Annotated in this window: 26 protein-coding genes and 1 pseudogene; 15 read left to right on the plus strand and 12 right to left on the minus strand. The window is 66.4% G+C overall.

The features are described 5' to 3' along the window. Positions 1–4: 4 nt before the first annotated feature. From LFT45_RS16035 to LFT45_RS16055, 5 genes are all read right to left on the minus strand, one after another. The gene (locus LFT45_RS16035) at positions 5–421 is read right to left on the minus strand and encodes an ankyrin repeat domain-containing protein (RefSeq protein ID WP_236804550.1); all 417 of its coding nucleotides are present in this window, start codon (positions 419–421) and stop codon (positions 5–7) included. After that, positions 418–1503 (minus strand): CAF17-like 4Fe-4S cluster assembly/insertion protein YgfZ, encoded by a 1086-nt coding sequence (gene ygfZ / locus LFT45_RS16040; RefSeq protein WP_236804552.1) that lies wholly within the window; start codon positions 1501–1503, stop codon positions 418–420. The genes LFT45_RS16035 and ygfZ overlap by 4 nt, the downstream gene beginning before the upstream one ends. Positions 1504–1544: 41 nt before the next feature. After that, a complete protein-coding gene (locus LFT45_RS16045) occupies positions 1545–2267 on the minus strand; it encodes a flavodoxin family protein (RefSeq protein WP_236804554.1) in 723 nt (240 codons plus the stop codon). Positions 2268–2400: 133 nt separating this feature from the next. Further along, the gene (locus LFT45_RS16050) at positions 2401–3033 is read right to left on the minus strand and encodes an FABP family protein (RefSeq protein WP_236804556.1); all 633 of its coding nucleotides are present in this window, start codon (positions 3031–3033) and stop codon (positions 2401–2403) included. 164 nt (positions 3034–3197) lie between these two features. Then, complete coding sequence (locus tag LFT45_RS16055; RefSeq protein ID WP_236804557.1) at positions 3198–3989, minus strand: permease; 792 nt, start codon at positions 3987–3989, stop codon at positions 3198–3200. Between the two features lie 222 nt (positions 3990–4211). On the opposite strand from LFT45_RS16055, the gene LFT45_RS16060 reads away from it, so the two are divergent. The 13 genes from LFT45_RS16060 (at position 4212) to asd (ending at position 16793) form a co-directional block, all read left to right on the plus strand. Continuing rightward, positions 4212–4910 (plus strand): winged helix-turn-helix transcriptional regulator, encoded by a 699-nt coding sequence (locus LFT45_RS16060; protein ID WP_236804559.1) that lies wholly within the window; start codon positions 4212–4214, stop codon positions 4908–4910. A 263-nt stretch (positions 4911–5173) separates the two neighbouring features. Further along, on the plus strand, positions 5174–6145 hold the full coding sequence (gene mshD / locus LFT45_RS16065) for a mycothiol synthase (RefSeq protein WP_236804560.1): 972 nt from the start codon (positions 5174–5176) through the stop codon (positions 6143–6145). 104 nt (positions 6146–6249) lie between these two features. Continuing rightward, a complete protein-coding gene (locus LFT45_RS16070; protein WP_236804562.1) occupies positions 6250–8499 on the plus strand; it encodes an RNA degradosome polyphosphate kinase in 2250 nt (749 codons plus the stop codon). Positions 8500–8510: 11 nt separating this feature from the next. Beyond that, positions 8511–9482 carry an NUDIX hydrolase gene (locus LFT45_RS16075; RefSeq protein WP_236804564.1) on the plus strand — a complete coding sequence of 324 codons (972 nt, stop codon included), beginning with the start codon at positions 8511–8513 and terminating at the stop codon, positions 9480–9482. Between the two features lie 96 nt (positions 9483–9578). After that, on the plus strand, positions 9579–11252 hold the full coding sequence (locus LFT45_RS16080) for a hypothetical protein (RefSeq protein ID WP_236804566.1): 1674 nt from the start codon (positions 9579–9581) through the stop codon (positions 11250–11252). Next, positions 11249–11701 carry a GntR family transcriptional regulator gene (locus LFT45_RS16085; RefSeq protein ID WP_236804568.1) on the plus strand — a complete coding sequence of 151 codons (453 nt, stop codon included), beginning with the start codon at positions 11249–11251 and terminating at the stop codon, positions 11699–11701. Before LFT45_RS16080 ends, LFT45_RS16085 begins: the two co-directional genes overlap by 4 nt. 9 nt (positions 11702–11710) lie before the next feature. Then, positions 11711–12514 (plus strand): thymidylate synthase, encoded by an 804-nt coding sequence (locus tag LFT45_RS16090; RefSeq protein WP_236804570.1) that lies wholly within the window; start codon positions 11711–11713, stop codon positions 12512–12514. Then, entirely contained in the window at positions 12511–13095 is a 585-nt protein-coding gene (locus LFT45_RS16095; protein WP_236804572.1) for a dihydrofolate reductase, read from the plus strand. Before LFT45_RS16090 ends, LFT45_RS16095 begins: the two co-directional genes overlap by 4 nt. 3 nt (positions 13096–13098) lie before the next feature. Beyond that, positions 13099–13317, plus strand: a complete 219-nt coding sequence (locus LFT45_RS16100) for an NF038396 family protein (RefSeq protein WP_236804574.1) — start codon at positions 13099–13101, stop codon at positions 13315–13317. A gap of 76 nt (positions 13318–13393) precedes the next feature. Beyond that, on the plus strand, positions 13394–14482 hold the full coding sequence (locus LFT45_RS16105; RefSeq protein ID WP_236804576.1) for a WXG100 family type VII secretion target: 1089 nt from the start codon (positions 13394–13396) through the stop codon (positions 14480–14482). A 14-nt stretch (positions 14483–14496) separates the two neighbouring features. Next, a complete protein-coding gene (locus tag LFT45_RS16110; RefSeq protein WP_236804577.1) occupies positions 14497–15159 on the plus strand; it encodes a hypothetical protein in 663 nt (220 codons plus the stop codon). Beyond that, entirely contained in the window at positions 15159–15569 is a 411-nt protein-coding gene (locus LFT45_RS16115) for a hypothetical protein (RefSeq protein ID WP_236804579.1), read from the plus strand. The genes LFT45_RS16110 and LFT45_RS16115 overlap by 1 nt, the downstream gene beginning before the upstream one ends. A gap of 93 nt (positions 15570–15662) precedes the next feature. Further along, entirely contained in the window at positions 15663–16793 is a 1131-nt protein-coding gene (asd, locus tag LFT45_RS16120; protein ID WP_236804581.1) for an aspartate-semialdehyde dehydrogenase, read from the plus strand. Between the two features lie 130 nt (positions 16794–16923). Here asd and LFT45_RS16125 read toward each other — a convergent pair whose 3' ends face one another. The 7 genes from LFT45_RS16125 to LFT45_RS16155 form a co-directional block, all read right to left on the minus strand. Further along, the gene (locus tag LFT45_RS16125; RefSeq protein WP_236804583.1) at positions 16924–18030 is read right to left on the minus strand and encodes a winged helix DNA-binding domain-containing protein; all 1107 of its coding nucleotides are present in this window, start codon (positions 18028–18030) and stop codon (positions 16924–16926) included. A gap of 62 nt (positions 18031–18092) precedes the next feature. Next, on the minus strand, positions 18093–19148 hold the full coding sequence (locus tag LFT45_RS16130; protein ID WP_236804585.1) for a UDP-N-acetylmuramate dehydrogenase: 1056 nt from the start codon (positions 19146–19148) through the stop codon (positions 18093–18095). Between the two features lie 19 nt (positions 19149–19167). Then, positions 19168–19605: a MaoC family dehydratase gene (locus tag LFT45_RS16135; protein WP_236804586.1), complete on the minus strand. Its 438-nt coding sequence runs from the start codon at positions 19603–19605 to the stop codon at positions 19168–19170. Between the two features lie 2 nt (positions 19606–19607). Beyond that, complete coding sequence (locus LFT45_RS16140) at positions 19608–20069, minus strand: FAS1-like dehydratase domain-containing protein (RefSeq protein ID WP_236804588.1); 462 nt, start codon at positions 20067–20069, stop codon at positions 19608–19610. Between the two features lie 45 nt (positions 20070–20114). Beyond that, positions 20115–20339, minus strand: a complete 225-nt coding sequence (locus LFT45_RS16145; protein WP_236804589.1) for a DUF3188 domain-containing protein — start codon at positions 20337–20339, stop codon at positions 20115–20117. Between the two features lie 46 nt (positions 20340–20385). Continuing rightward, positions 20386–21345: a DUF2797 domain-containing protein gene (locus tag LFT45_RS16150; protein WP_236804591.1), complete on the minus strand. Its 960-nt coding sequence runs from the start codon at positions 21343–21345 to the stop codon at positions 20386–20388. 27 nt (positions 21346–21372) lie between these two features. Further along, positions 21373–22236 (minus strand): HpcH/HpaI aldolase/citrate lyase family protein, encoded by an 864-nt coding sequence (locus tag LFT45_RS16155; protein WP_111905150.1) that lies wholly within the window; start codon positions 22234–22236, stop codon positions 21373–21375. A 341-nt stretch (positions 22237–22577) separates the two neighbouring features. On the opposite strand from LFT45_RS16155, the gene LFT45_RS16160 reads away from it, so the two are divergent. Both LFT45_RS16160 and LFT45_RS16165 read left to right on the plus strand, forming a co-directional pair. Then, positions 22578–23645, plus strand: coding sequence for an ABC transporter substrate-binding protein (locus tag LFT45_RS16160; protein ID WP_236804593.1), 1068 nt, complete (start codon positions 22578–22580; stop codon positions 23643–23645). Beyond that, positions 23642–24561 (plus strand): annotated as a pseudogene (locus tag LFT45_RS16165) (TauD/TfdA dioxygenase family protein). The gene LFT45_RS16160 and the pseudogene LFT45_RS16165 overlap by 4 nt, the downstream one beginning before the upstream one ends. Positions 24562–24585 lie beyond the last annotated feature (24 nt).

A 24585-nucleotide genomic window follows, 5' to 3' on the forward strand; every position in this document is an offset into this window, starting at 1 on the left:
GTGCTCAGCCCAGCAATTCCAGGATGTCGGTCCGGGCGAACATCTGGGCGGCGGCACGCGCGGAGGGGGTGCCGGCGTCGGGATCTGCTCCGGCGTCAAGCAGCACCCGGGCGACGTCCGAGTAGCCCTTGAAGACGGCGCCGGCCAGCGGTGTCTGTCCGCGGTCGTTGGCTCCGTTGGCGTCACCGCCGTGGTGGAGGATCAGCTGCACGGTCTCGGCAAAGCCGTGGTAGGCGGCGAGCATGAGCAGCGAGTCGCCCGCGGAGTTGGTCAGCGTGGCCGGGGCGCCGGCGTTGAGGTAGCTGCGCAGCAGCTCCGTCTCGCCGTTGCGGGCGGCGTCGAAGAGGGTGTGCGCCAGGGCGAGGGTTTCCTCATCCGGCTGCTGCTGAGCCTGGTCTCCGGGCGCGGTGGAGTCTGTCATCTGTGGGTCCCCCTCAGGAATCCTGTCTGCCTTCCGACCACCTGGCCGGCGTCGGGCGCCACGATTACTTCCTGCGCGGCTGTGTACGGTTCATCCCCGTCCATTACCGTCAGTATTTCATCCGGCGCGACAGAACGCTTGATGACGGCCAGCGCGATGGGGCCCATCTCATAGTGCTGCGCCACGGACGTCACGGCGCCCACCTTGCGCTCCCCCACCAGGACCTCGCTGCCGGCGGCCGGCAAGGTGTGCTGGGACCCGTCGAGCTGCAGGAACACCAGGCGCCGCGGCGGGTGGCCAAGGTTGTGGACGCGGGCGATGGTCTCCTGGCCTTTGTAGCAGCCCTTGGCCAGGTGCACGGCGGTGCGCAGCAGGTCCAGTTCGTGCGGGATGGTCTTGTCGTCCGTTTCGGCACCGAGCCGCGGACGCCAGGCAGCCACGCGCAGGGCTTCGGCGGAGAGGACGCCGGCGAGCTTGCGGTCCCCCACCGTCTGCTCAAGCTCCGCCGCGGGCACGAGATATTCAAACCACGGGCGTTCGGCCCCCGGGTGGGTGTCCTCCGGAACCACGGAGTAGGCGTACCCGCCCGCACCGACGTGCGGCCAGGGGTCCTGCCACACTTGCAGGCCGGACCATTCGGGCACGGCCTTGGTGGACCCAACAACTGCCCAGTCGGCCGACACGTCCGCCACCTCGACGCGGAGCATGAACTTCATCCTGGTCAGCCACTCGGCCAGGGGACCCGCTTCGGCCGCCTCGACAATCAGCCAGGTGGTCCCGCCGTCGTCCACCACGCGCGCATCGAATTCGATGCGGCCCTGCACACTCAGGAGCAGCAGTTCGCTGGACTCGCCGGGCTTGAGATTGGTGACCTGCTGGGACGACAGGGTGTTCAGCCAGCTCAGGCGGTCCGGTCCGGTGACCGTCACCACGCCGCGGTGGGAAAGATCAACGACGGCGGTCCCTGCCGCGAGGGCGCGCTGCTCCCGCAGCGGTTCGCCGTAATGGGACGCGACGCCGGCGTCGGCGCCGCCCGCTTCAACGGCGCCAGGGCGCGACAACAGAGGGCTCTTGGTAGTCATATGAAGGGGAACGTCCTTGGCTGGGAGGGTATTCCGGCCACCTAGCGGTATTCCGGGTTTTCGAAACCGAACTTGGTTCCGGCCTTCCATTCTTCCGGAAGGTTGCCATAGGCGGGAATTCCGCCGGCGTCCTTGAGCGTCCGGGCCAGGTGCAGGAGGTTCCACGTCATGAACGTGGTGTTCCGGTTCGTGAAGTCGCTCTCCGGACCGCCCGAACCCTCGTCCAGGTAGCTGGGTCCCGGCCCGACGGGGCCGATCCAGCCCGCGTCGGCCTGCGGCGGGATGGAGAAGCCGATGTGCTGCAGGCTGTAGAGGACGTTCATGGAACAGTGCTTGATGCCGTCCTCGTTGCCGGTGATCAGGCAACCGCCCACCTTCGGATAAAAGGCCCACTGGCCCTTCTCGTTGAGCTGGCCCGAATGGGCGTAGAGCCGCTCGATGAGCTTCTTGGTCTGTGAGGAGTTGTCCCCCAGCCAGATGGGTCCGGCCACCACCACGATGTCCGCGTCCTTGACGGCCGGGTACAGCTCCGGCCATTCATCGGTCGCCCAGCCATGCTCGCGCATGTCCGGGTAAACGCCGCTGGCGATGTCGTGGTCGACAGTCCGGATGACCCGGGTGGTCACGCCCTGCTTCTCCATGATCAGCCGGCTCACCGTGATCAGGCCCTCGGTGTTGCTCTTCTCCGGCGAACGCTTGAGGGTGCCGTTGAAGTACACGGCCTTGAGGTCGCTGTAGTCAGCCGGCGGCTGGGACTCATCCATCGGACACTCCATCGGGTTACTTTGGACTCAGGCGTGGAGACCTGAGGCCAAAGTAACCGAAAGGAGCGCGGCGGAACAGGGTTTCGGAGCAGCCGGGTGCAGCAGCGGTGTGCGCAGCAGCGGGTGGCTGAGTTCAGGAGACCTTGTTAAGGAACGCCGAGGCGTGGGCCTCCAGGCCATTGCCCGGTTCAGCAGCCGCGGTGCCTGCGGACGGGCTGCCGGTGGCCACATCCCACCGCCAGAGGAGGTTGCCCTCGACCAGCCCGAAGATCCGGGTGGCCGCGCTGTAGTCCTTGGAGTGGCTGCCGCGCATCACCATGTCGGTGCTGAGCTGGATCTGCGGGCCCTTGATCTGCCCGTAGTACAGCTCCGAGATGCCGCCCGGGTGGCTGATGGACACCGAGATGTCGAAGCCACCGTCCTTGTTGCGGAGCGCCTCAACCTCGTCAGCGCTTTTCAGCACGGGCACGATGTCCCCGGGAACAAGGCCGGGGCCGCTGTCGGCCTCCAGCTGTTTGCGCTCCAGGGCCCAAAAACCGGTCTCAACTGTGAGGGGCCGGAGCTTGGTGCCGTCCTCGTCGGTCAGCCAGCTTTCCGCACGGTACTGCAGGTACGGCAGACCATTGTGGGTGAAGGAAACATGCTGCAGGAAGTGCTCTGAGCTTTCATCACCGGCCCCGAGCCGGCCACGGCCCTCCCACTCACCGATGAGCCAGGAGAGGGGAACCAGTTCGGGGGTCAGGTCTGTAGGAATTTCAATAGGCACAGCCGCTACCTCTCGAAACCGCTAAGCAGGGGTTTACCGCTGTCCCTTGAACAGGCGGTAGACAACAAAACCGGCAAACCAGGCCATGGAAAGGCTGGCAACGCCGAGCAGGACAAGGAAGAAGATTTCAAATGCAAGTACGGACATGATGCCATCCTAACCCGTCAGGAGATGAGTAGTTTGTCTATGAAGTAGGCGAGCGAACCGACCGCCGAAATGGGCGCCAGGCCCATGCCCAGGGCAGCCGGAAAGTTCAGCGGAGCGCCCCGGAGAGTCACGAGCCGGCGGAAACTGACTAGGACCGCCCCGACCACCACACCGAACACTGCCGCGGGCAAAACGGCGATGTCGGAGAACACCAGCCCGGCGAGCGGCCCGGCCAGTCCGGCCAGGGTGATGCCCAGTGGCGCAATGATCCGGTCCGGCCAGCGGATGAGGCCGGCGAGCAGTGCGACGGCGGCGCTGATGCCGGCCACCAGCACCATCTCCTTGACACCGTTGAACCTGGTGCCGGCGATCCATCCGGACCCCAGGCAGGAGAGGAGGACGCCCACGCTGCAGCCGAGTGTCGACTCGAGGCGCTGCGCCTGGCCAGTGCCTCGCATCAGCTGGACGATGAAGACAGCCGTGACACCGAGGGCAATGAAGCCGGGCGTCCAGTTGAGGTAGCCGGGGGCGGCCGCGAAAGTGGCCGCAACGGCCGAGCCGGCCCCGGACAGTCCGATCACGGCAGCGAGGGTTTTCTTGGCAGGGATTCCCAGGTAGTGGGGCCAGCCGACGCCGATCCCCAGGGCAAAAAGCACGGCAACCGCGAGGAGGACGTCCGGAGTCCGGAAGACGCTGGCCACCAGCGTTGCCAGGCCCGCCAGGCCAACGACTCCAATGCTCCATGACCGGAGCGTCCGGCCGCCAGTGGCAGGAGCGCTCACCTCGGGGGCAGGCCCTGGCGTACTCATCTCGGACTCTGCACTCAAATCTGCTGCGACCTCATCCTGGCTGTGCCGTTGACGGGCAGGGGCTCGGCCCCCTGACGGTTTCAATCCTGCCCTATGTGACCGCCATATGTCGTAAACAAGGCGCGCGGGCCTGGCCCACCCATGTCCGTCAGGGAGCCGTTGGGTATACTCAGACATCAGCTCAGTCGCCCGACGATGCGCGGACAGCCCCTTGGAGGAATAATGTCGCACATCCTGTTACTGACCAACAGCACCGGGTCATCGGTGGACATTCTGCCTGCCCTGGAGCTCCTAAACCACCGGGTGCATATCCTTCCCGCCGAGCCCACCGCCCTGCTCGAGACAGATCCTTGCGACGTCGTCCTCCTGGACGCGCGCAAGGACCTAGTGGGCGCCCGCTCCCTGACCCAGCTCCTGAAGGCGACCGGCCTCAGCGCACCTCTGGTGCTGATCCTCACCGAGGGCGGCATGGCGGCCGTATCCTCAGCCTGGGCCGTCGACGACATCGTGCTCGACTCGGCCGGCCCCGCCGAGGTGGAGGCACGGATCCGCCTCTCTGTCGCCCGGGCTGTACCGGAGCAGGAGGAGGCTCCCTCCGAGATCCGGGCCGCCGGCGTCGTTATTGACGAGGCGAGCTACACGGCGCGCGTCAACGGCGCGGCACTGAACCTGACCTTCAAGGAGTTCGAACTCCTGAAGTACCTGGCGCAGCACCCCGGCCGGGTATTTACCCGGCAGCAGCTCCTCACCGAGGTCTGGGGCTACGACTACTACGGCGGCACCCGGACCGTGGACGTCCACGTCCGGCGGCTGCGCGCCAAGCTGGGCGCCGACCACGAGAACCTGATCAGCACGGTGCGCAACGTCGGCTACCGGCTCACCCTGATCCGCCAGCAGGAGGACGAACTCACCGAGGCGTAGGCCCCGGGCCGGACCCCCAGGGGCCGGCGGAGAGTGCCTGGACCTGCAGTAGAAATACAGAACGGCCCGGCTCACCAGAGCCGGGCCGTTCTGTATTTCTACTTATCAGTGGAGGACATACGGGTCGAACGTATCGAGGCCACCCCAGTGGTGGATCCCCCTCACAACCTGCCATGAATGGCGGCTGAGGTAACGACTATACGGGGCGCCACGGCATGTTCCAAATCGGGCGCGCGTGGGTGGCGTCCGTATAGCCTTACAGCATGAGTCCTGCGCACCCGGAGAAATGGCCCGTCCTAGTCATCAGGGGCGGCGTGGATGAAGAGCTGCTGCGGGACGTCCGCGCCCTGCTGGCCGCCGCCGAGGAATCGGACGGCAATCCGCCCATTTCCGAACAGACCCTCGTGACCATGCGCGCGGCGGACACGGGCCCGCACATGCTGCTGACCCTTGCCCTCTACGCCCCGGACGAGCAGTCGGACCCCGCCACGGCACAGGACCTGGCCGGATTCGCCGTGGTCGTCGAGGAGCCGGACGGGACAGGCGTGGCGGAAATCGCAGTGCACCCCAGCTACCGGAACCAGGGCGTGGCAGACCGGCTCGTCAGCACGCTCAAGTCATCGCGCGGCCTGGACGGGCTCAAGGCATGGTCGCACGGCAACCATGAGGCCGCCGCGGACCTGGCGGCCCGGTACGGCTATGGCCCGGTGCGGGAACTGTGGAAGATGCGGCTCACCACCGCCGCCGCTGACCTGCCCGACGTCGGCCTTCCGGACGGCGTCTCGATCCGCGCCTTCGCGCCGGGGAAAGACGAAGAAGCCTGGCTCGTGGCCAACCGGGAAGCGTTCGCGCACCACCCGGAGCAAGGATCCCTGACCAGGGCCGACCTGCAGGCCCGGATGGACGAACCCTGGTTCGACCCCGCCGGTTTCCTGCTGGCGGAGGGCCGGGACGGGCGGCTCCTGGGCTACCACTGGACCAAAGTGCATCCGCAGCACGGGTCACACCCTGCCATCGGTGAGGTTTACGTGGTGGGCGTCACGCCCGCAGCCCAGGGCATGGGCCTCGGCAAGGCGCTGACCATCGCGGGGATCCGGCATCTCCAGCAGCAGGGCCTGCACGCCGTGATGCTGTACACGGATGCGGACAACACTCCGGCTGTCTCGCTGTACCGGCGGCTGGGCTTCACCCGCTGGGATATGGACGTGATGTACGGGCCGGTTGACGGGCGTTAATCGGCTCTTTAACGCTTGGTCCGGCCGCCCCGAAATCTTCGGGTCCCGGACCCCTGAATGCTTGTAAGGTTGAAACTAAACCCGCCAGTACTCAAGGAGAGCGCATGCAACCGGAATCCGCCGGAACAGCCACCACCGAAATCAAGGCTGCGCCTGTGCGCGCCCGGTTCGGCTCCTCCGAAGTGCCGGCCTCCCGCGCCACACAGGACCGGATCGACATTCCTGAGTTCGCCGCCATCCTGGAGCCGGATGGAGAGATCAGCCCGGACCGGTTCCTGGACCGCGAGCTGAGCTGGCTTGCGTTCAACGCCCGGGTCCTCGAACTGGCAGAAGACCCCACCCTGTACCTGCTGGAGCGCGTCAACTTCCTCTCGATCTTCGCGTCCAACCTCGATGAATTCTTCATGGTCCGCGTGGCCGGCCTGAAGCGCCGCATCGCCACCGGACTCGCCGTCCCGTCCCCGGCGGGCCTGAGCCCCGTCCAGGTCCTGGAGCAAATCGGCGAGGCGGCCCACCGCCTGCAGCAGCGGCACGCCCAGGTCTACGCGGAGCAGATCCGGCCGGCCCTGGCCTATGAGCACATCCACCTCATGCACTGGGATGAACTCGACGACGAGGCCCGGCACCGGCTCAGCGCCATGTTCGCGGAGAAGGTCTTCCCCATCCTCACCCCGCTGGCCGTGGACCCCGCCCACCCCTTCCCCTACATCTCGGGCCTTTCCCTGAACCTGGCCGTGGTGGTCCGGAACCCGGTCAGTGACAAGGAGCTGTTCGCCCGCGTCAAGGTGCCGGACCAGCTGCCCCGCCTGATTTCCATCGACGGTCCCCGGGCCGGCTCGGTGCCCGGCCGCGTGGCACGGTTCATCGCCCTCGAGGAAGTCATCGCCGTCCACCTGGACCAGCTCTTCGCCGGCATGGAGGTCCTGGAGCACCACACCTTCCGTGTGACCCGCAACGAGGACGTCGAGGTGGAAGAGGACGACGCCGAGAACCTCCTGCAGGCGCTTGAGAAGGAACTGCTGCGCCGCCGGTTCGGCCCGCCCGTCCGGCTCGAGGTCACCAACGACATCAACCCGAACATCCGCGCCCTGCTCATCCGCGAGCTCGGTGTGGACGAGTCCGAGGTCTACTCAGTTCCGGCACCACTGGACCTGCGCGGCTTGTCCGTGATCGGCAACATCGACCGCGCGGACCTGCACTACCCCAAGCACGTGCCCCACACCTCGCGGTACCTGAACGAGTCCGAGACATCCAAGGCCGCGAACGTCTTCGCCGCGATGCGCCGCCGCGACATCCTGCTGCACCACCCCTACGATTCGTTCTCCACGTCGGTTCAGGCATTCCTGGAACAGGCGGCGGCGGACCCCAAGGTGCAGGCCATCAAGCAGACCCTGTACCGCACGTCCGGCGACTCCCCCATCGTCGACGCCCTGATCGACGCTGCCGAGGCGGGCAAGCAGGTGCTGGCCCTCGTGGAGATCAAGGCCCGCTTCGACGAGCAGGCGAACATCTCCTGGGCGCGCAAGCTGGAGCAGGCCGGCGTCCATGTGGTCTACGGCATCGTGGGCCTGAAGACCCACTGCAAGCTGTCCCTCGTGGTCCGCCAGGAAGTGGACGGGCTGCGCCGCTACTGCCACATCGGAACCGGCAACTACCACCCGCGCACCGCGCGCTACTACGAGGACCTCGGGCTCCTGACGGCCAACGAGCAGGTGGGCGAGGACCTGTCCAAGCTGTTCAACCAGCTCTCCGGGTACGCCCCCAAGTCGACCTTCAAGCGGCTCCTGGTGGCCCCCCGGTCCGTGCGTTCGGGACTGATCGAAAGGATCGAGGCCGAAATCCGCAATGCCCGCGCAGGCATCCCCGCGCGCGTGCAGATCAAGGTCAACTCCATGGTGGACGAGTCCATCATCGATTCCCTGTACCGCGCTTCCCAGGCCGGCGTGAAGGTGGACGTCATTGTCCGCGGCATCTGCTCCCTGCGCCCCGGCATCCCCGGGCTGAGCGAGAACATCACGGTCCGCTCCATCCTTGGCCGCTTCCTTGAACACTCCCGCGTGTTCGCCTTCAGCAACGGAGGCGACCCCGTGGTGTACATCGGCTCCGCGGACATGATGCACCGCAACCTGGACCGCCGGGTGGAGGCGCTGGTGCAGCTGTCCGGCGGCGAGGACACCGCCTACGTCCTTGACCTGATGCGCCGGTACATGGACCCGGAGACGTCCAGCTGGCACCTGGACAGCGACGGCGAGTGGACCCGCCACCACATCGGCGATGACGGCAGCAAGCTGGACGATGTCCAGTCCTGGCTGCTGGCATCACGATCCCGGCAGCGCGCCGTCGTCCGGCGGTAGGAACCCGGCCTTTGAAGAGCAGCGACTCACCCATAGCGGATCAGACCGATCACCCGGGCGAGCCGGTCGCCGTCACGGCCGCCGGCGCCCTGCCTTGGCGCGTCAAGAAGGACCAGCTGGAGGTCCTCCTGATCCACCGGCCGCGGTACGACGACTGGTCCTGGCCCAAGGGCAAGCTCGACCCGGGCGAGACTGTGCCCGAGTGCGCAGTCCGCGAGGTGGAGGAGGAGATCGGGCTCGTTGCGCCGCTGGGCATCCCGCTCCCGCCCATCCATTACCATGTCGCCGCCGGGCTGAAGGTTGTGCACTACTGGGCCGTTGAGGTCACCGGCAATTCCCTGCGGCCCGACGGCAAGGAAGTGGACAGCGTCATGTGGTGCGTACCGGAGCGTGCCGCCGAGCTGCTGTCCAACCCCTCGGACCGGGCCCCGCTGGAATACCTGGCCGCGGCGCACGCCCGCAAGGAACTGCAGACCTGGCCGCTGGTCATCGTGCGCCATGCCAAGGCCAAACCGCGGTCGTCATGGACCAAAGCGGAAGGCGAACGGCCCCTGGCAGCCACCGGCATCCGCCAGGCCCAGGCCGTGCACCGGCTGCTGAAGGCGTGGAAGCCGCTGCGCGTGGTCAGCAGCCCGTGGCTTCGCTGCGTGGCGACCATCGCCCCCTACGTCAAGTCAGCGGACGCCAAGGTGAAGCTCGTGGATGCGCTCACGGAGCACCGGCATGCCCGCAATCCCAAGAAGACCGCTGCCGTGGTGGACGCGTTATTCGACAAGCAGCGCGCCGTGGTGCTGTGCACGCACCGTCCGGCCCTCCCCACCGTGCTGGGCCAGCTCGCCGGCTACATGCCCCCGCGGCTCAGGGGCCTGCTGCCGGTAGCAGACCCCTATCTCGCCCCCGGGGAAATGATCATCTGCCACGTGGCGCACGGCAGCAAGAGCAGGATCGTCTCGGTGGAGCAGTTCAAGCCCTTCGACGACTGAGCCTCCACCGCCGTCCAGGCCTTCACCTTGACCCCGCCATCTTTGTATCGAATACTTGATACAAAGATGGCGCTTCGGGATCATTTGGGGGGTCTGATGCCACTACAGTTTGAGTTGCCGCCCATGGCGCTGCTGGGACCGCTGCTGGCCGCAGTGGGCATTTACGGGCTGTTGCGCTGGGTTGTCTGGGCGCCGGGCGGCGGCACCTCGCCCAGGTCCATTTCGGACCATGCGCTCTGGGTCGGCGTGATCGGCTGGCTGGCGAGCACCCTGCAAGGGGCAGCAAACGCCGGCATCATTCTCCTCAACCCCCAGACGCCGTCGCTGGCGCAACCTGCGGACATCCTGGAGGCGCTCGCCTGGCCGGTCGTCGGCTGTCTTGGGGTCCATGCGCTGGGCCAGCTCAGCTATCCCGGTCCCCGGGGTTCGCGCCGGCTGGCAACCCTGTCCGTCCGGCGCGTCAGGGACTTTCTTCCGCGGAAACTGGCGTGGACCACGCTCGGCATTTTCGCTGCCTCCGCCGCAACCATCGCGTGGGCAGCCACGCTACCGGCGTACCGTCCCTTGCCCTACACTTCCCCGCCCCGCGGGGAAGCTGGCCCCACGGTGGGCGGCGACGGACGGATTCCCGGCACAGAACTGGCGGCCTGCCTGGCTACCGCGCTGCTGCTGCTCGCGGCCGGCACGGTTCTGGTGCTGTGGCTGATTTCCCGACGCCGGCAGCTGGAAGCCCTTGATGCCGACGACAACGTCCTCCTCCGCACCATCGCGATGAACCGGCTGCTGCGGACGGTCTCGACTGTCGCCGCAGGACTGGCAGCCATCGCCGGCAACTTTGCTTCCCGGCCGGATCCCACAGTTACCACTGATTGGACCAACCCGGCCGCACTGGTCGCCATGATGGTGCTGTTCGTGATGTGGCTGTGGCAGCCGCCGCAGCTGGCGAGCCTCCGGCCCCGGAAAGCCCAAATCCGCCGGGCTTCGTCTTCCGCCCGGAAAATCGTCCGGAATCTGCCCGGCGAGAAGCATCCCGCCGCGGTGCTCACCGTGTCCCTCGGCGCCCTCCTCGGGCTGGCCGCGGTGGCGCCGGGCATGGGAGTTTTGTTCTTGCTGGGCTCCACCAATCCGGTCCGTGCCACCATCATCTCGGCTGTGATGGCCGGGTGCGTCCTGCTGGCCATCCTGGCCGGCGAGCTGCTACTGGAACGGAATTACGGCGCCGCCTCAGCAGTCCGCGGCTGGCCCGTCCAGCCGGTGGCGCCCGCCCTCCTCACCGCTGCGATCATTGGCCTGCTGCTGCTGGCAGTCCTGGTTGTTCTGACCGCCGTCGGAGAAGCGGCCGTTCCGTCCGGAACACCTGGAGCCCCGAGCTGGATTCCGACGGCGGTGGCCACTGCGGCCGTCGCCGCCACGGCTGTGCCCGCCGCCCAAGCCGTTCGCCGGCGCCGCGGCATCGTCACCGTGGGCAGCGTCACCGTGGATGACGGACTGGACGCGGCGCTCCGCGCCGTCACGCTCAACAGGATCGTTCGGATTCTGGCCGCCTTCCTGCTGGCACAAGCAGGTGGCCTGCTGATTTCGGCAGGCCCGGCATGGAGTGCGCTGCTGGGAATGCAGACGGCTCCGGCGGGACTGTGGGAAGGGACGGCAGCCGCCTGCGGGTACGTGCTGGTAGTAGCCGCCGTGGTGCTTTCCCTGGTTCCCGTGACCGCTTTCGGCCCCAGGAGCACGCCGGCCACCCGGCGTACACCGGTGGAACCTGCCCGATGACCGCGGGCATCTCGGTGGACCTCGGTTCCCCCACTCCCCCTTATGAGCAAATCCGGCTGCAGGTCAGCGCGCTGATCGCCGCAGGCGGGCTCACTGCCGGCACTCGCTTGCCGGCAGTCCGCAGCCTCGCGGCAGATCTGGGTCTTGCTGCCGGGACCGTCGCCCGGGCGTACAAGGAACTGGAACAGTCGGGGCTGATCGAGACCCGGCGCAGGAACGGAACCGTCGTCGTCGGGCTACCGGCGTACAGTGCGTCGGACGCCGAGGCGCCCGGGTCCGATGCATCCGGCTCCGGTGCCTCCGCAGCGGAAGTGGCTGCCGCCGTCGAACATCTCATCAAAGCGGGGGCCAAGGCGGGTCTGCCCGACGAGGAGCTTCTTGCGCTGGTCCGTGTTGGTCTGCAGCGGCGCCGCGGCCTGCCTTCGGGCCCGCCCTCGAGCTCCGACTAGACTGGACGGGTGAGCACCCCAACGCCCTATGAAGACCTTCTGCGCGACGTCATGGCAAACGGCACGCACAAATCAGACCGCACCGGCACCGGAACCAGCAGCGTTTTCGGCCGGCAAATCCGCTTTGATCTGAGCGAAAGCTTCCCGCTGATCACCACCAAGCGGGTGCACTTCAAGTCCGTAGCCGCCGAGCTGCTGTGGTTCCTCCGCGGCGACTCCAACGTGAAGTGGATGCAGGACCAGGGCGTGACCATCTGGAACGAATGGGCCGACGCCGACGGCGAACTCGGGCCGGTCTACGGCGTCCAGTGGCGCAGCTGGCCCACGCCCGACGGCGGCCACATTGACCAGATCGCCGAGCTCTTGGAGAGCCTGAAGTCGAACCCGGACTCGCGCCGGCACATCGTCTCAGCCTGGAACGTGAGCGAGCTCAAGGACATGGCACTGCCGCCCTGCCACGCTTTCTTCCAGTTCTACGTCGCGGACGGCAAGCTCTCCTGCCAGCTGTACCAGCGGTCCGCGGACATGTTCCTTGGCGTGCCGTTCAACATCGCCTCCTACGCGCTGCTGACCTGCATGCTGGCCCAGCAGACCGGCCTCGAGCCCGGCGAATTCGTCTGGACCGGCGGCGACGTGCACATCTACGACAACCACATGGACCAGGTCCTGAAGCAGCTGGATCGGGAACCGTACGCGTACCCGCAGCTGAAGATCACCCGCAAGCCGGAATCGATCTTCGACTACACCCTGGACGACTTCGAAGTGGTGGGCTACCGGCACCACCCCACCATCAAGGCGCCGATCGCCGTATGAGCACGGAGGGCACTATGGATGCGCAGGCTTTCAGCGAGGACATCGCCGCGGGGATGTCCGGGATCGGACTCGTGTGGGCCCAGACGCCGGCCGGCGTCATCGGCAAAGACGGCGACATGCCGTGGAACTTGCCCGAGGACCTGAAGCACTTCACCAAAGTCACCACCGGCCATCCCGTTATCATGGGCCGGAAAACCTGGCTGTCCTTCCCGGCGAAGTACCGTCCCCTGCCCAACCGGACGAACATCGTCATTACCCGGCAGGAGAACTGGGGCAGCTCGCCTGAGGCGGAGGGCGCCGTCGTCGTCAAATCCCTCGATGATGCCCTGCTGGAATCACAGTTCGCCCCAGGCTGCGAAGCAGTCTGGATCCTCGGCGGCGGCGAAATCTTCAAGGAGTCCACGGGCCTGGCCAACGTTGCCGTGGTCACCACCATCGACGTGGACGCCGACGGCGACACGTACGCCCCGGAGCTCGGCGACGGCTGGGTGGCCGGCGCCTCTGTGCCGGCCGACGGCTGGTTCACGGGAGCCAACGGCACCCGCTACCGGTTCACCAAATGGAACCGCCCGGAAGGTTAGAACATGCTGCGTAAACCCGAAACCCTCTTCGTGCTCGGCTACATGCTGCTGCCGCTGTTTGCCCTGCTGTCCGCGATTGTCGGGCTCACAATGATCCTCGGCGGCAACAAAATTGCCGGCATCATCGTCCTGGTGGTGGTGACGCAGGCGTTCGCCTTCGGCGCCTTCTTCGCCCTGCGCGCCCGCAAGACCGCCCTGATGGAGGAGCCCGACCGCCAGTAGCGCCCGGATGGGGAGTGCTGCCCATCGCGGCGGCCCGGGGCGCGAATTAGAGTGATGGCTGGACTTAGCAGCAACCGTGCCCGTTTGGAACGGTCAAATTTTGGGGGACGATGTGACAGGTAATTTGTGGGGCGCCGACGTTGCGCAACTTCGCACACTCGCGCAGCAGTTTGGAAGCGTCTCCGACCACCTGATGCAGACATCGTTGCAGCTGACCAACCAGATCAACAGCAACCCTTCCTGGAAGGGCAACGACGCCACCCAGTTCCGTTCGGACTGGAACGGCAACCACAGGGCTCTTATCCAGCGGACGGTGCGCGCCCTCAAGGACGAATCCCGCAAGCTGCTGGACAACGCCAACGAGCAGGAGAAGGCCAGCGACGCCGCCCCGGGGTCCGGCGGCGGGCCGATCGGCGTGTTCGCCGGTGATCCGGGGTGGACAGGGGACTCCGCCGGCGACGGCAAACCCTTTCAGTTGGGTCCGGACTGGCTTGCCGACGGCGAGAACTCTCCCTTCCGCAAAGGCTGGGAAACTTACAACCTGATCAAGGCCTTCCCGAACCTTCGTGCGGGCATCTACGACATGGCCTCGATGCTGGACAAGTCCCATGTGAACCAGTTCCTGTCAAAGGCCGCCTGGGAAACTTTTAAAGAGTCGAACGCAATCAGCAGATACTTCAATATGTCGTCCGATCTGTTCGATGGGAAGCTCCATACGGCGCTGAATCTGGCGCCGGACACTACTGCGTTTAAAGCTCTCGGTGCTTTCGGTCACGCCCTCGGCGGGGTAGGCGTCGGCCTCGACGCCCTAGACGCAGTGAACAAGTTTCAGACCGGGGACACAGGCGGCGCCTACTATTCCAGCGCGAAGGTGATTCTCGGCGTCGGATCCTTCTTTCCTCCACCTGCCGGAACAGTGTGCATGGTAGCCAGTGGAGCACTTGCTATCTACGACAACGTCCCCGCCGTGAAGAACTTCGTGAATGGGGTGGGCGGCAAGATCGCTGAAGGCTGGAACGCGGCCGGCGGCGCCGTCGAACAAGGCGCGGAAGCGGCTGGAGAAGCGGTTCTCGATGTCGGAGAAGCGGTGGGCGATGCCGGAGAAGCGGTGGGCCATGCCGTTAGCGACGGAGCGAAGGCCGTGTCGAAATTCTTTGGATTCTAGAAAAGGGAAGCTAAGTGACTGAGACCATCACTGAACCAGCAGACTCAAGGGACAACCAGTACCCCGATTCAATCGGTTTCGGTTTCGCCGAGATCATAACCCTCCTGAACCTTCACCGAGGGGAGGCAGCCACCGCTACCGCCCACGCCCTCCGCGTTGGAGACGAACTGGATGACATTAGAATCATTTCCGCGGGCGCTTCATCCTTGGTTGCCAGGGGATTGGCCACCGTTGAGCCTGACGGAGAACTGTCCGTAGCAGGCCCCGTGGCCGCGGTCACGTCGGCGCTTACTTCGGCTATCAGACGCATGGAAATATCCCTCCTGGTTCCCGGATCAGGAGACAGCGTCTTGTCCGTCGAATCCGAGGACTACCAGATCATCCTGCAGCCACGTGCGTACTTCACTTGGTTCGCAATGGCACAAAACCCGGATATCTCCGCCGCTGAAGCGAACTTTTTCGTTATGCGGAAACATCTCTCGGACAACCCTGCGGGAGGAGCAACCATTTTACGGCGCGAAGATCCCGCCAAGCGCCGGCTCCTCCTCAAACATGGAATCGGTGGCTGGAGCGTCGGCTTTATCAACCAAGGCGACGACGAGGTCGTGGGGGAACTTTCCGGGCTCTCGGACTCCGAGGTCCTCGAACAAATACGCAAGATTAGGAACGAGACATAATGCACAGCAACCCGGAACGCTCGGCCCGCGACGAAGAAGTGTGGGAGTGGCACAAGCAAGCCTTGGCTGCGGGGCAGCATCGGGTTATTTCCCGGACCATGAGCGGTGAACTCTACAGCTACGCGAAAGACGAAATCGGTTTCCGGCGCAATGGCCCGGGATATGGGGTTTCTACGCTCTGGGGTCTCAGCGTCGTAACTATTGTGATGGCTGTGGTTGGCGTCTTCATGATCGTGGTGGCAACCGGCGCACTGTCGCCAGACGGTAAGCCAGCCTGGGGGTTTCTCGTACTCAGCGTTTTTGCAGCAGGGATGGTCTGGTGGGGCGTTCACTGTGCCATGTCCGAATTCAAGGCCAGGAAGATCCGGGAACAACGCGGGGTACCCACGCCCAGCAGCGCGCCGCTCTGAGCGAAGCGGCTCGTCGATCCCGTCGTCGTGTCTATCTGCCCGGCAGTGACGTAACCGACTGCGGCCCGCCAAATCCAAAGATAAACTGTCCCAATGACTACAGCAGCTACTCCGTCCGTTGGACTGGTCGGTTGGCGTGGCATGGTCGGCTCCGTCCTGATGCAGCGCATGCAGGAAGAGGGCGACTTCGCCAACATCAACCCCGTATTTTTCTCCACCTCAAACGCAGGAGGTGCCGCGCCTTCGTTTGCTGAAGGCGCAGGCAAGCTCGAGGACGCGTTCGACGTTGACACGCTGGCGAAGCTGCCCATTATTGTCACCGCCCAGGGCGGTGATTACACCAAGCAGGTCCACGGCGAGCTGCGCAGCCGCGGCTGGGACGGCCTCTGGATCGACGCCGCCTCCACCCTGCGCATGAATGACGACTCCATCATCGTCCTGGACCCGATCAACCGCGATGTCATCGACAAGGGGCTCGCCAACGGCACCAAGGACTTCGTCGGCGGCAACTGCACCGTGTCCTGCATGCTGATGGGCCTCGGCGGCCTCTTCAAGAACGGCCTCGTCGAGTGGGGCACGTCCATGACCTACCAGGCGGCTTCCGGCGGCGGCGCGCGGCACATGCGCGAGCTGCTGAGCCAGTTCGGCACCCTCAACGCCGAGGTCAGCACGGAACTGGACGACCCGGCGTCGGCCATCCTGGACATCGACCGCAAGGTGTTGGCCCACCAGCGGAGCGACATCGACGCCACCCAGTTCGGTGTGCCGCTGGCCGGCTCGCTGATCCCCTGGATCGACGCGGACCTCGGCAACGGACAGTCCAAGGAGGAGTGGAAGGCCGGCGTCGAGACGAACAAGATCCTCGGCACCTCGGATGACAACCACGTGATCATGGACGGCCTCTGCGTGCGGATCGGGGCCATGCGCTCGCACTCGCAGGCTCTCACCCTGAAGCTCCGCGAGGACCTCTCCGTTGCCGAAATCGAGACGCTGCTGGCCGAGGACAACGAGTGGGCCAAGGTGGTGCCCAACTCCAAGGAAGCCTCCATGGCCGACCTGACCCCCGTGGCTGCCTCGGGCACGCTGACCATCCCCGTGGGACGCATCCGCAAGCTCGAGATGGGCCCGCAGTACATCAGCGCCTTCACCGTCGGCGACCAGCTCCTCTGGGGTGCCGCCGAACCGCTGCGCCGCATGCTCAACATCGCCACCGGCACGCTGTAACCTGCTTCGCGCCACTCGACCGGCCCTGCCCCGAACGACCGGCCTGCCCTAGCTGTATCAGGGCCGGCCGCTCATGCGGAGCGGGGCCGGTTTTGCGTCTGCGCCCGGACGGTCGCGGGGCCGAGGCCGGTCAGGAAACGAGGAAGCCCTCGTACCGTTCGGCGGCCCGGCGGAAGCCCGCCAGCGCCGCCGGGCCCAGGGGCTTGGTGTCATCGAACGGCACGGGTACGACGGCGGAGGTCCGCCCGCTCCCCTGCCTCGCCCAGGTGCCGGTCACCTCGCCGCCGGCTACGACGGTCTTCTTGAACACGCCGTTGCCGCCAGGGACGACCTTCTGCGCATGCTCGGGCGGCAGCACGATGCTCCGGTCCGTGTAGCCGAGGACAAACTCATCGAACCCCGGAAGGGCTAGAACCGAGCGTTGGCCCGGCACTCCCTCGTCCAGCAGTGCTGCGGCCTCAGGGGACGTCCAGTACTGCGTCCCGTCGTACTCAAGCTCCGCCAACTCGCTCTTCACCGCTGGCAGGGCCCGCCGCACCTCGGTCAGGGGAATGCTGGACCACCACGCGAAGTCGCGCAGCGTGGCGGGTCCGTGGCCGCGCAGGTACCTCAGCAGCAGCTCGGCGATCCCCTCCTCACGGTCCAGGTCGCGGGACGTGGTGATCCACTGGTCGAACGCAACGAACTTCTGCTGGTTGCCGTCCAGCGGCCCGGGCACCAGTGTGGCGCTCTGGCACAGCATCCACAGCAGGTGGATGCCGCGCTGCGCCCTGGTTGGCTGCCCGGCCGCCTCGAAGGCTGCGAACAGCTCCTCCCGGCTGGCGGCCCGTCCGCCGTCAACCAAGCCGAGTGCTGCCTCCCGGCACGCTTCGATGTCGCTGCCCGTGATTTCCAGTTGCCGGTGCCGGCCGGCCGTGCCCTGGACCATCCGTGCCGTGGTGATGTTCAGGATCCAACGCAGATCCTCGGGCGCCAGCAGGTGCAGCGTCCCTCTCATGGGCCAGGAGCGGACCAAGGACCCGTCGTCCAGGGCGCGGCGGACGTCACTCAAGCCTGCGCCGGGAACCCGGATACCCACCGCCCACAGCGCGGCTTGGAGATCCTGGGCCTGCATCGCGGCCATCGAGCGGACTGCCTCCGGCACCCCGGTGAATCCGGCCCCCAGCAGGCCCTGCGATGCCAGCCTCAGCCGGCCCATCACCTTGGGCGTAACCCGGACCCTCACCGTTGCAGCCATGGACCCATCCTAGGGCTCCCCGTATCCGAGCAGCCCGGTTACCGGAGCAGGCGCGGCCAGACCTAGAGCGAGAGGCCGATCAGGAGCGGTTCGGGGTGCAGTTCGATGCCAAAACGCCCGACGACGCCGGCACGCACCTCGCGTGCGATCGCCACCATGTCTGTGGCGCTGGCAGAGCCGCGGTTGGTGATGGCCAGGGTGTGCTTCGTGGACAGCGAGGCACGGCCGCCGGAGACACTGCCGGCCTCCAGCCCGAAGCCCTTGCCGAATCCGGCGTTGTCGATCAACCACGCCGCAGACAGTTTGACCGCACCGCCGGGGCCGCCCGGATACCGGGGAGCGTTGTTGGGCAGTCCGTCCGCCACGGAAGGCGGCACGATCGGGTTGGTGAAGAAGGAGCCCGTGGAGTAGGTGTCGCGGTCCGCCGGGTCCAGCACCATGCCCTTGGACGCGCGCAGACGGAGCACCTCGCGGCGCACGTCGTTGGAGTAGGCCCGCTGCCCCTGCTCGACGCCCAGGACCCTCGCCAGCTCGGCGTAGCGAATGGGTGCGCTCATGCGGCCCAGCGGCAGCTGGAACTCGACGGTCAGCACGACGTAGCGCGGAGAGCCGTTGACGGTGGTCTGCTTGAGGATCGAATCCCGGTACCCGAACTTCAGCTCCGAGGTGGTGAAGGTCTTCACGGCGTTGCGCTCCCGGTCCCAGGTGCGGACCGCAGCAATGGTCTGCGACACGTCCGCGCCGTAGGCACCGACGTTCTGCACCGGTGTGGCTCCCGTGGCGCCGGGGATCCCGGACAGCGCTTCAATGCCGGACCAGGCGTGGAGCACGGCGTGCTGTACCAGCGCGTCCCAGTTGTGGCCGGCCTGGACCACCACGGATACGCCGCCGCAGGAGTCCTCGGCGTTGACGGTGAACCCCTCCGAGGCGATCTTCAGGACGGTTCCGGGGAACCCGTCGTCGGAAATCAGGAGGTTGGATCCGCCGCCGATGATCAGCAGCTGCTCACCGGCGGCGTCCGCGGCACGCACCGCCTCGATGATCTCTGCCTCGGTGCGGGCCTCGACGTATTTGCCGGCGGGACCGCCAACGGCGGCCGTGGTCAGATCGGAAAGCATTGGAGGGTTCGCCATCACGTCACGTCAACCGGACGAGGGCCTGGGCTTTCATGAGGACCTTCTGACCTTCGAACACCACAGTGAGGTCCACGCGGGCGGTGCGCGCATCGGCATCCAGCGCGCCGACCGCGCCGCTGACGTCGATGACGGCACCGGCGTCGCCGGTTCCCGTGGTGTCGGAGACCAGCACCGGCTTGGTAAACCGGGTCTGGTAGTCGACGACGGCGGCCGGGTCACCGGCCCAGTCGCTGACCAGCTGCACGGCGGCGCCCATGGTGAACATGCCGTGGGCGATCACGCCGGGAAGCTCGACGCCCGTAGCGAAGGCCTCGTTCCAGTGGATGGGGTTGAAGTCTCCCGACGCGCCGGCGTACTTGACCAGGTCCTGCCGGGTCACCTCGATGCTGCGGCCGCCAATGTCCTGGCCGACGCTGAGTTCTTCGAATGTGGGGCTCATGGCTACTGTCCCTCTCCGCGGACCAGGATGGATGACTTGGTGGTGGCTACCGGCTCGCGCCCGTCCCCGTCCGTCAGTGCAAAAATCTCGCTGCGGGTGGTGATCATGGCACCTCCGCCCATGGCGCGCACGCCGTCGACGTGCAGTTCCGCCACGAGCCGGTCGCCGGCGAAGATGGGGCGGTGGTGGGTGAAGCGCTGGTCCGCGTGGACGACGCGGGAAAAGTCGATGCCGGCCTCCGGATCCTCGACCAGCTGGGCGTCGGCACGCTGCGCGATGATGATCGCAAACGTGGGCGGTGCCACGAGGTCGGGGTGGCCCAGGCCCTGCGCGGCGTCAACATCGAAGTGGGCGGGGTGGGTGGCCTTGACGGCGCGGGCGAACTCGCGGATTTTCTCTCGGCCAACGTCATACACCTCAGCGGCAGGGTAGCTTCGTCCCTGCAGGTCCGGATTGATAGTCATGGGTTCAACCCTATCGGGGCGGGCGTGCAGGTCGGATACGTGTCGTTATTTCCTGATGTTCTTCCGGATCCTCTGGCCGCGGACCACCATGCCGACCATGTGCAGCACGAGGCCCAGGCCGATCACAGGCAGGGACGCGATCATGAGCACCTGGTTGGCGGTGACGTTGCCCACGATGTTGAGGATCAGGCCGACGGCGATGAGGCCCATTGCGATGAAGACCAGGATTTTGTAGGACTTGGGTGCGGTGACCCAGAATTCGTGCAGCACCGTGCCAGTTTACCCAGTCAGGCCTGCGCGTTCGGAACGGTGCGCCTCAGAAAAGGGCTTCCTGCACGGCGGGCACCTCCGAGCTGTACTCCCCCGGTTCCACCAGGCGTCCCTTCAGCAGCCCGAGGTTCACCACGAAGTCCAGCTCCGACCCGTCCAGGCCGGCCAGGCCGTGGCTGCCGCACAGGGCCCTGAGGGTGAAGCCGTGGCTTCCGCCGTGCATCCGGTGCGGGTAGGCGTGCCGGGAAGCAGCCGCGCACAACGCCCCTGCCTGCGCCGGGCGGACCCACTGCTCATCCACAACGGCGAAACCCCCGACGGCGGTGACCGCCAACAGGGTCCGCACCTCCTCCGCCCGGCGCCGGTTGAGGAGGTCAAGCTCACCGGCGGGGAGCGGGTCCGTCAGGGCGGCAGCCTTCGCCGCGCCGCGAACCTGCTGGGCAAGGCCCACTTCGCTCGTGGCCAGGTCCTCCAGGACGCGCACCAGCCGCCCGTCCTCGGCCAGGGCGACGTAACGGGCAACCACCGCACCCTGCTCGGCCAACCGGTTCCATTTGCGCGGCTGCGAGGCCGTGCCGATCTTGCTGGCACCGTTGGCGAACGTGGCAACGTAGAGCCAGTGCGGCTGCATGAGATAGTCCCGGAGGCCCGCCGGGACCCGTCCACCACGGTGAAAGTCGTGGATCAGCCGGGTGTCGTCTGCCAGCTGGCAGGGCTCACACTGGCTGCCCCGTACCGCGTGGGCACTGTCCGGGCAGGTGGCGTGCCGGCGCTCGGCGGCGGAGAAAACCCTGGTGTGGCCCAGGCAGTGTTTGACGCCGTCCGCCACCCGGAACCCGAGGCGGGTGCCGGCGTCGAGCGCCATCTCACTGAACCCGCCGGAACGGTGCTGGAGGCGCAAAACGGGCCTGCCGCCGTCGGAGGCTGCGGAAATAGCTGGCGGCCCATCCCAAAAGACCCCGTGCACCAAAAAGACCCCGTGCACCAGATAACGGGTATCGGTCACGGGGTCTCCTGGTAATGCTGATGGCGCTTACAGCGCGGGCTGCACGCCGAACGCTACCGCGAGCTTCATGATCTTCTCTGCGCGGCCGAGGCGGGGCAGGTCGGAGCCGTCGCGGATGACGCGGCCGTTGGCCTCGAAGTCGGCCATGAAGTCGGTGGCCCAGGCGACGTCCGACGGCGTGGGGCTGATGACCTCGTTGATGACGCTGGTCTGGTCGATGGCCAGGCACAGCTTTCCGGTCATGCCCATCATCACCGTGACGCCCGTCTGCTCGCGCAGGATCGGGTGGTTGGTACCCACGGTGGGTCCGTCGATGGGGCCCGGCAGGTTCCCGACGCGGCTGGCGACGACGAGCTTGGCGCGCGGGTAGGCCATGGCCTCCTGGGTGTTCGCCATGCCGGTGTCGCGGCGGAAGTCTCCGGAGCCGAACGCCAGACGGAACGCACCCTGGGCCTTGGCGATGTGGTTGGCCTCCTCGATGCCGAGCGCGGACTCCACGAGCGGGATGACCGGCGTCTTGCCGTCCATCCGGTGGAAGCTTTCGGTCACCTGGTCAGCCGACTCCGTCTTGGCCAACATGACCCCGAGCAGCCCCGGTGTGCCGCGCAGGCCCGCGAGGTCGTCTGCCCAGAACTTGCTGGTGGCGTCATTGATCCGCACCCAGGCCTGGCCGCCGCCGGAAAGCCAGTTCACGACGTTCTCGCGGGCCGCATCCTTCTGCGAGGGGTCCACGGCGTCTTCGATGTCCAGGATGATCGAGTCCGCGCGGGACACGGCGGACTGGTCGAAAAGCTCGGTTTTCATTGCGTTGACAAGCAGCCACGAGCGGGCGATCTCGGCGGGGATATTGCGTTCTTGCCGGGTGATCTCGGCTGTGGAAGAAGACGTCATGGTTCTACCGTATCGGGCGGGCGCACGTCTGCGCGACGCAGATCGGCCCCGCAGGGCAGACCAATACGAACAAAAGCCGTCCGCGGAGGGCCCAGATCCCACAGTGTACAGCCCAGCGCGGGGATCTTTACTGCCGTCGGTCACGGGGCAACACCTGCCGCAACGGGGCGCCTCATGTCCCGCTGTTGCGCCGTGTTTCCGCGGATTTCCAACGGTTTCCCGCCGTGACCGCCGCACTTTTCTGCTTCGTCAGAGTGCGCTTACATCGATCCATCGGCCGTTGCAGCGGCCGGAGCGAACGTGGCGAACCAGCCAAACCAAACCCCCTGAAGGAACCCCCAATGAAACGACACCTGACCATCCTGAGTGCTGCGGCCGCCGTCGTCATCGCGCTGACGGTGTCCGGCTGCGGTGGGAGCGCCGCCGGTGATGTCACAGGCGGCACCGGCGCTCCCGGCGCCAACGAAGTCAAGGAGCTCCGCTACCAGGGATGGGCCAACAACGTGACCCTTCCCGAGTTGGCGGAGGACCTCGGCTACCTGGGCGACGTCAAGCTGAACTGGGTGGGCAACACCATCAGCGGCCCCCAGGACATCCAGTCCGCAGCCACGGGCCAGACCGACTTCGGCGGCGCGTTCGCCGGCGCCGTAGTGAAGCTCGTGGAGGCCGGCGCCCCGGTGAAGGCCGTCATCAACTACTACGGCGAGGACAGCAAGTCCTTCAACGGCTTCTATGTAAAAGAAGACAGCCCGATCAAGACCGCCCGGGACTTCATCGGCAAGAAGGTCGCCGTGAACACCCTCGGCGCCCACTCCGAGGCGGTCATCAACACCTACCTCCGCAAGAACGGCCTGAGCGCAGACGAGATCAAGCAGGTCCAGCTGGTGGTGGTTCCGCCGAACGACACGGAGGAAGCCATCCGCCGCGGCCAGGTGGACGCCGGCTCCCTCGGCAGCATCCTGCAGGACCGGGCCGTCGCCAACGGCGGGCTGCGGTCCGTCTTCAGCGACTTCGACCTGTTCGGAACGTTTGCCGGCGGGCCCTACGTCTTCCGGGAGGACTTCCTCGCCCAGAACCCCAACCGTCCGGACCTTCACCACGGGTGTGGCGAAGGCCATCGAGTGGGAACGGGCCACGCCCCGCAAGGAAGTGATTGCCCGGCTCACCAAGATCCTGAAGGAACGCGGCCGCAACGAGAACCCGGCCGCCCTGCAGTACTGGAAGAGCGTCGGTGTCCCCGCCAAGGGCGAAATCAAGGACGAGGATTTCACCCGCTGGGAGGAATACCTGAAGTCCGTGGGCATCATCCAGTCCGACCTGGACACCAAGAAGCTGTACACCAACGAGTTCAACGGTCTCCTGACGAAGTAATCCATCGCAGCGACACAACAGTAAGGAAGAAGACATGACTGTCATTACCGAAACAAAGCTCGAATTCTCCAAGCTGGGCTCCCGCATCGGCGCCGAGATCCGCGGCCTGGACCTCAGCGGCGACCTGCCGGCAGAGACCGTTGCACAGATCCGTGCTGCCCTCAACGAGCACAAGGCCCTCGTGTTCCGCGAAGCCAACATCCTTACCGACGAGGCGCAGGTGAAATTCGCCAGCCACTTCGGCCCGCTCACCAAGGCACACCCCACCGTGGCGTCCGTGCAGGGCGAGGAGAACGTCCTCCCCGTGGACAGCGAGAACGGTTCGGCCAACAACTGGCACACCGATGTCACGTTCGTGGTCAACCCGCCGCAGGCATCCACGCTGCGCAGCATCGACCTGCCGGCGTACGGCGGCGAGACGCTGATCGCCTCCTCCGCCGGGGCCTACAGCGACCTGCCGGACGAGCTGCGGAACTTCGCCGACACCCTGTGGGCCATCCACTCCAACGACTACGACTACTCCGTACCCAAGAACCTGGAGCACGCGAACGCCGAGGAGCGCCGCAAGGAGTTCACCCGGCTCAAGTTCGAGACGGCCCACCCCGTGGTCCGCGTGCACCCGCTGACCGGCGAGCGCGGGCTGTTCATCGGCGGCTTCGCGCAGCGCCTGCGGATCGTGGGTCTGTCCAACACCGAGTCCAGGGACATCATCCGGCTGCTCCAGGCCTACGTGACCCGACCCGAAAACGTGGTCCGGGTGAACTGGGAGCCGAACCAGCTGGTGCTCTTCGACAACCGGATCACCCAGCACTACGCCCCGGACAACTACGACGGCCAGCCGCGCAAGCTCAACCGCGTCACCATCGCCGGGGACATCCCGGTGGGCGTGGACGGCAAGCAGAGCCAGGCCTGAAGGGTGATGCCTCCACATACTCGGAGATCGCCCCGCTCTAGGGTCGCTTCCCGCCGGGAGCACGC

The organism is Arthrobacter sp. FW305-BF8 (genome assembly GCF_021789315.1).
In the GTDB taxonomy this organism is placed as follows: Bacteria; Actinomycetota; Actinomycetes; order Actinomycetales; family Micrococcaceae; genus Arthrobacter.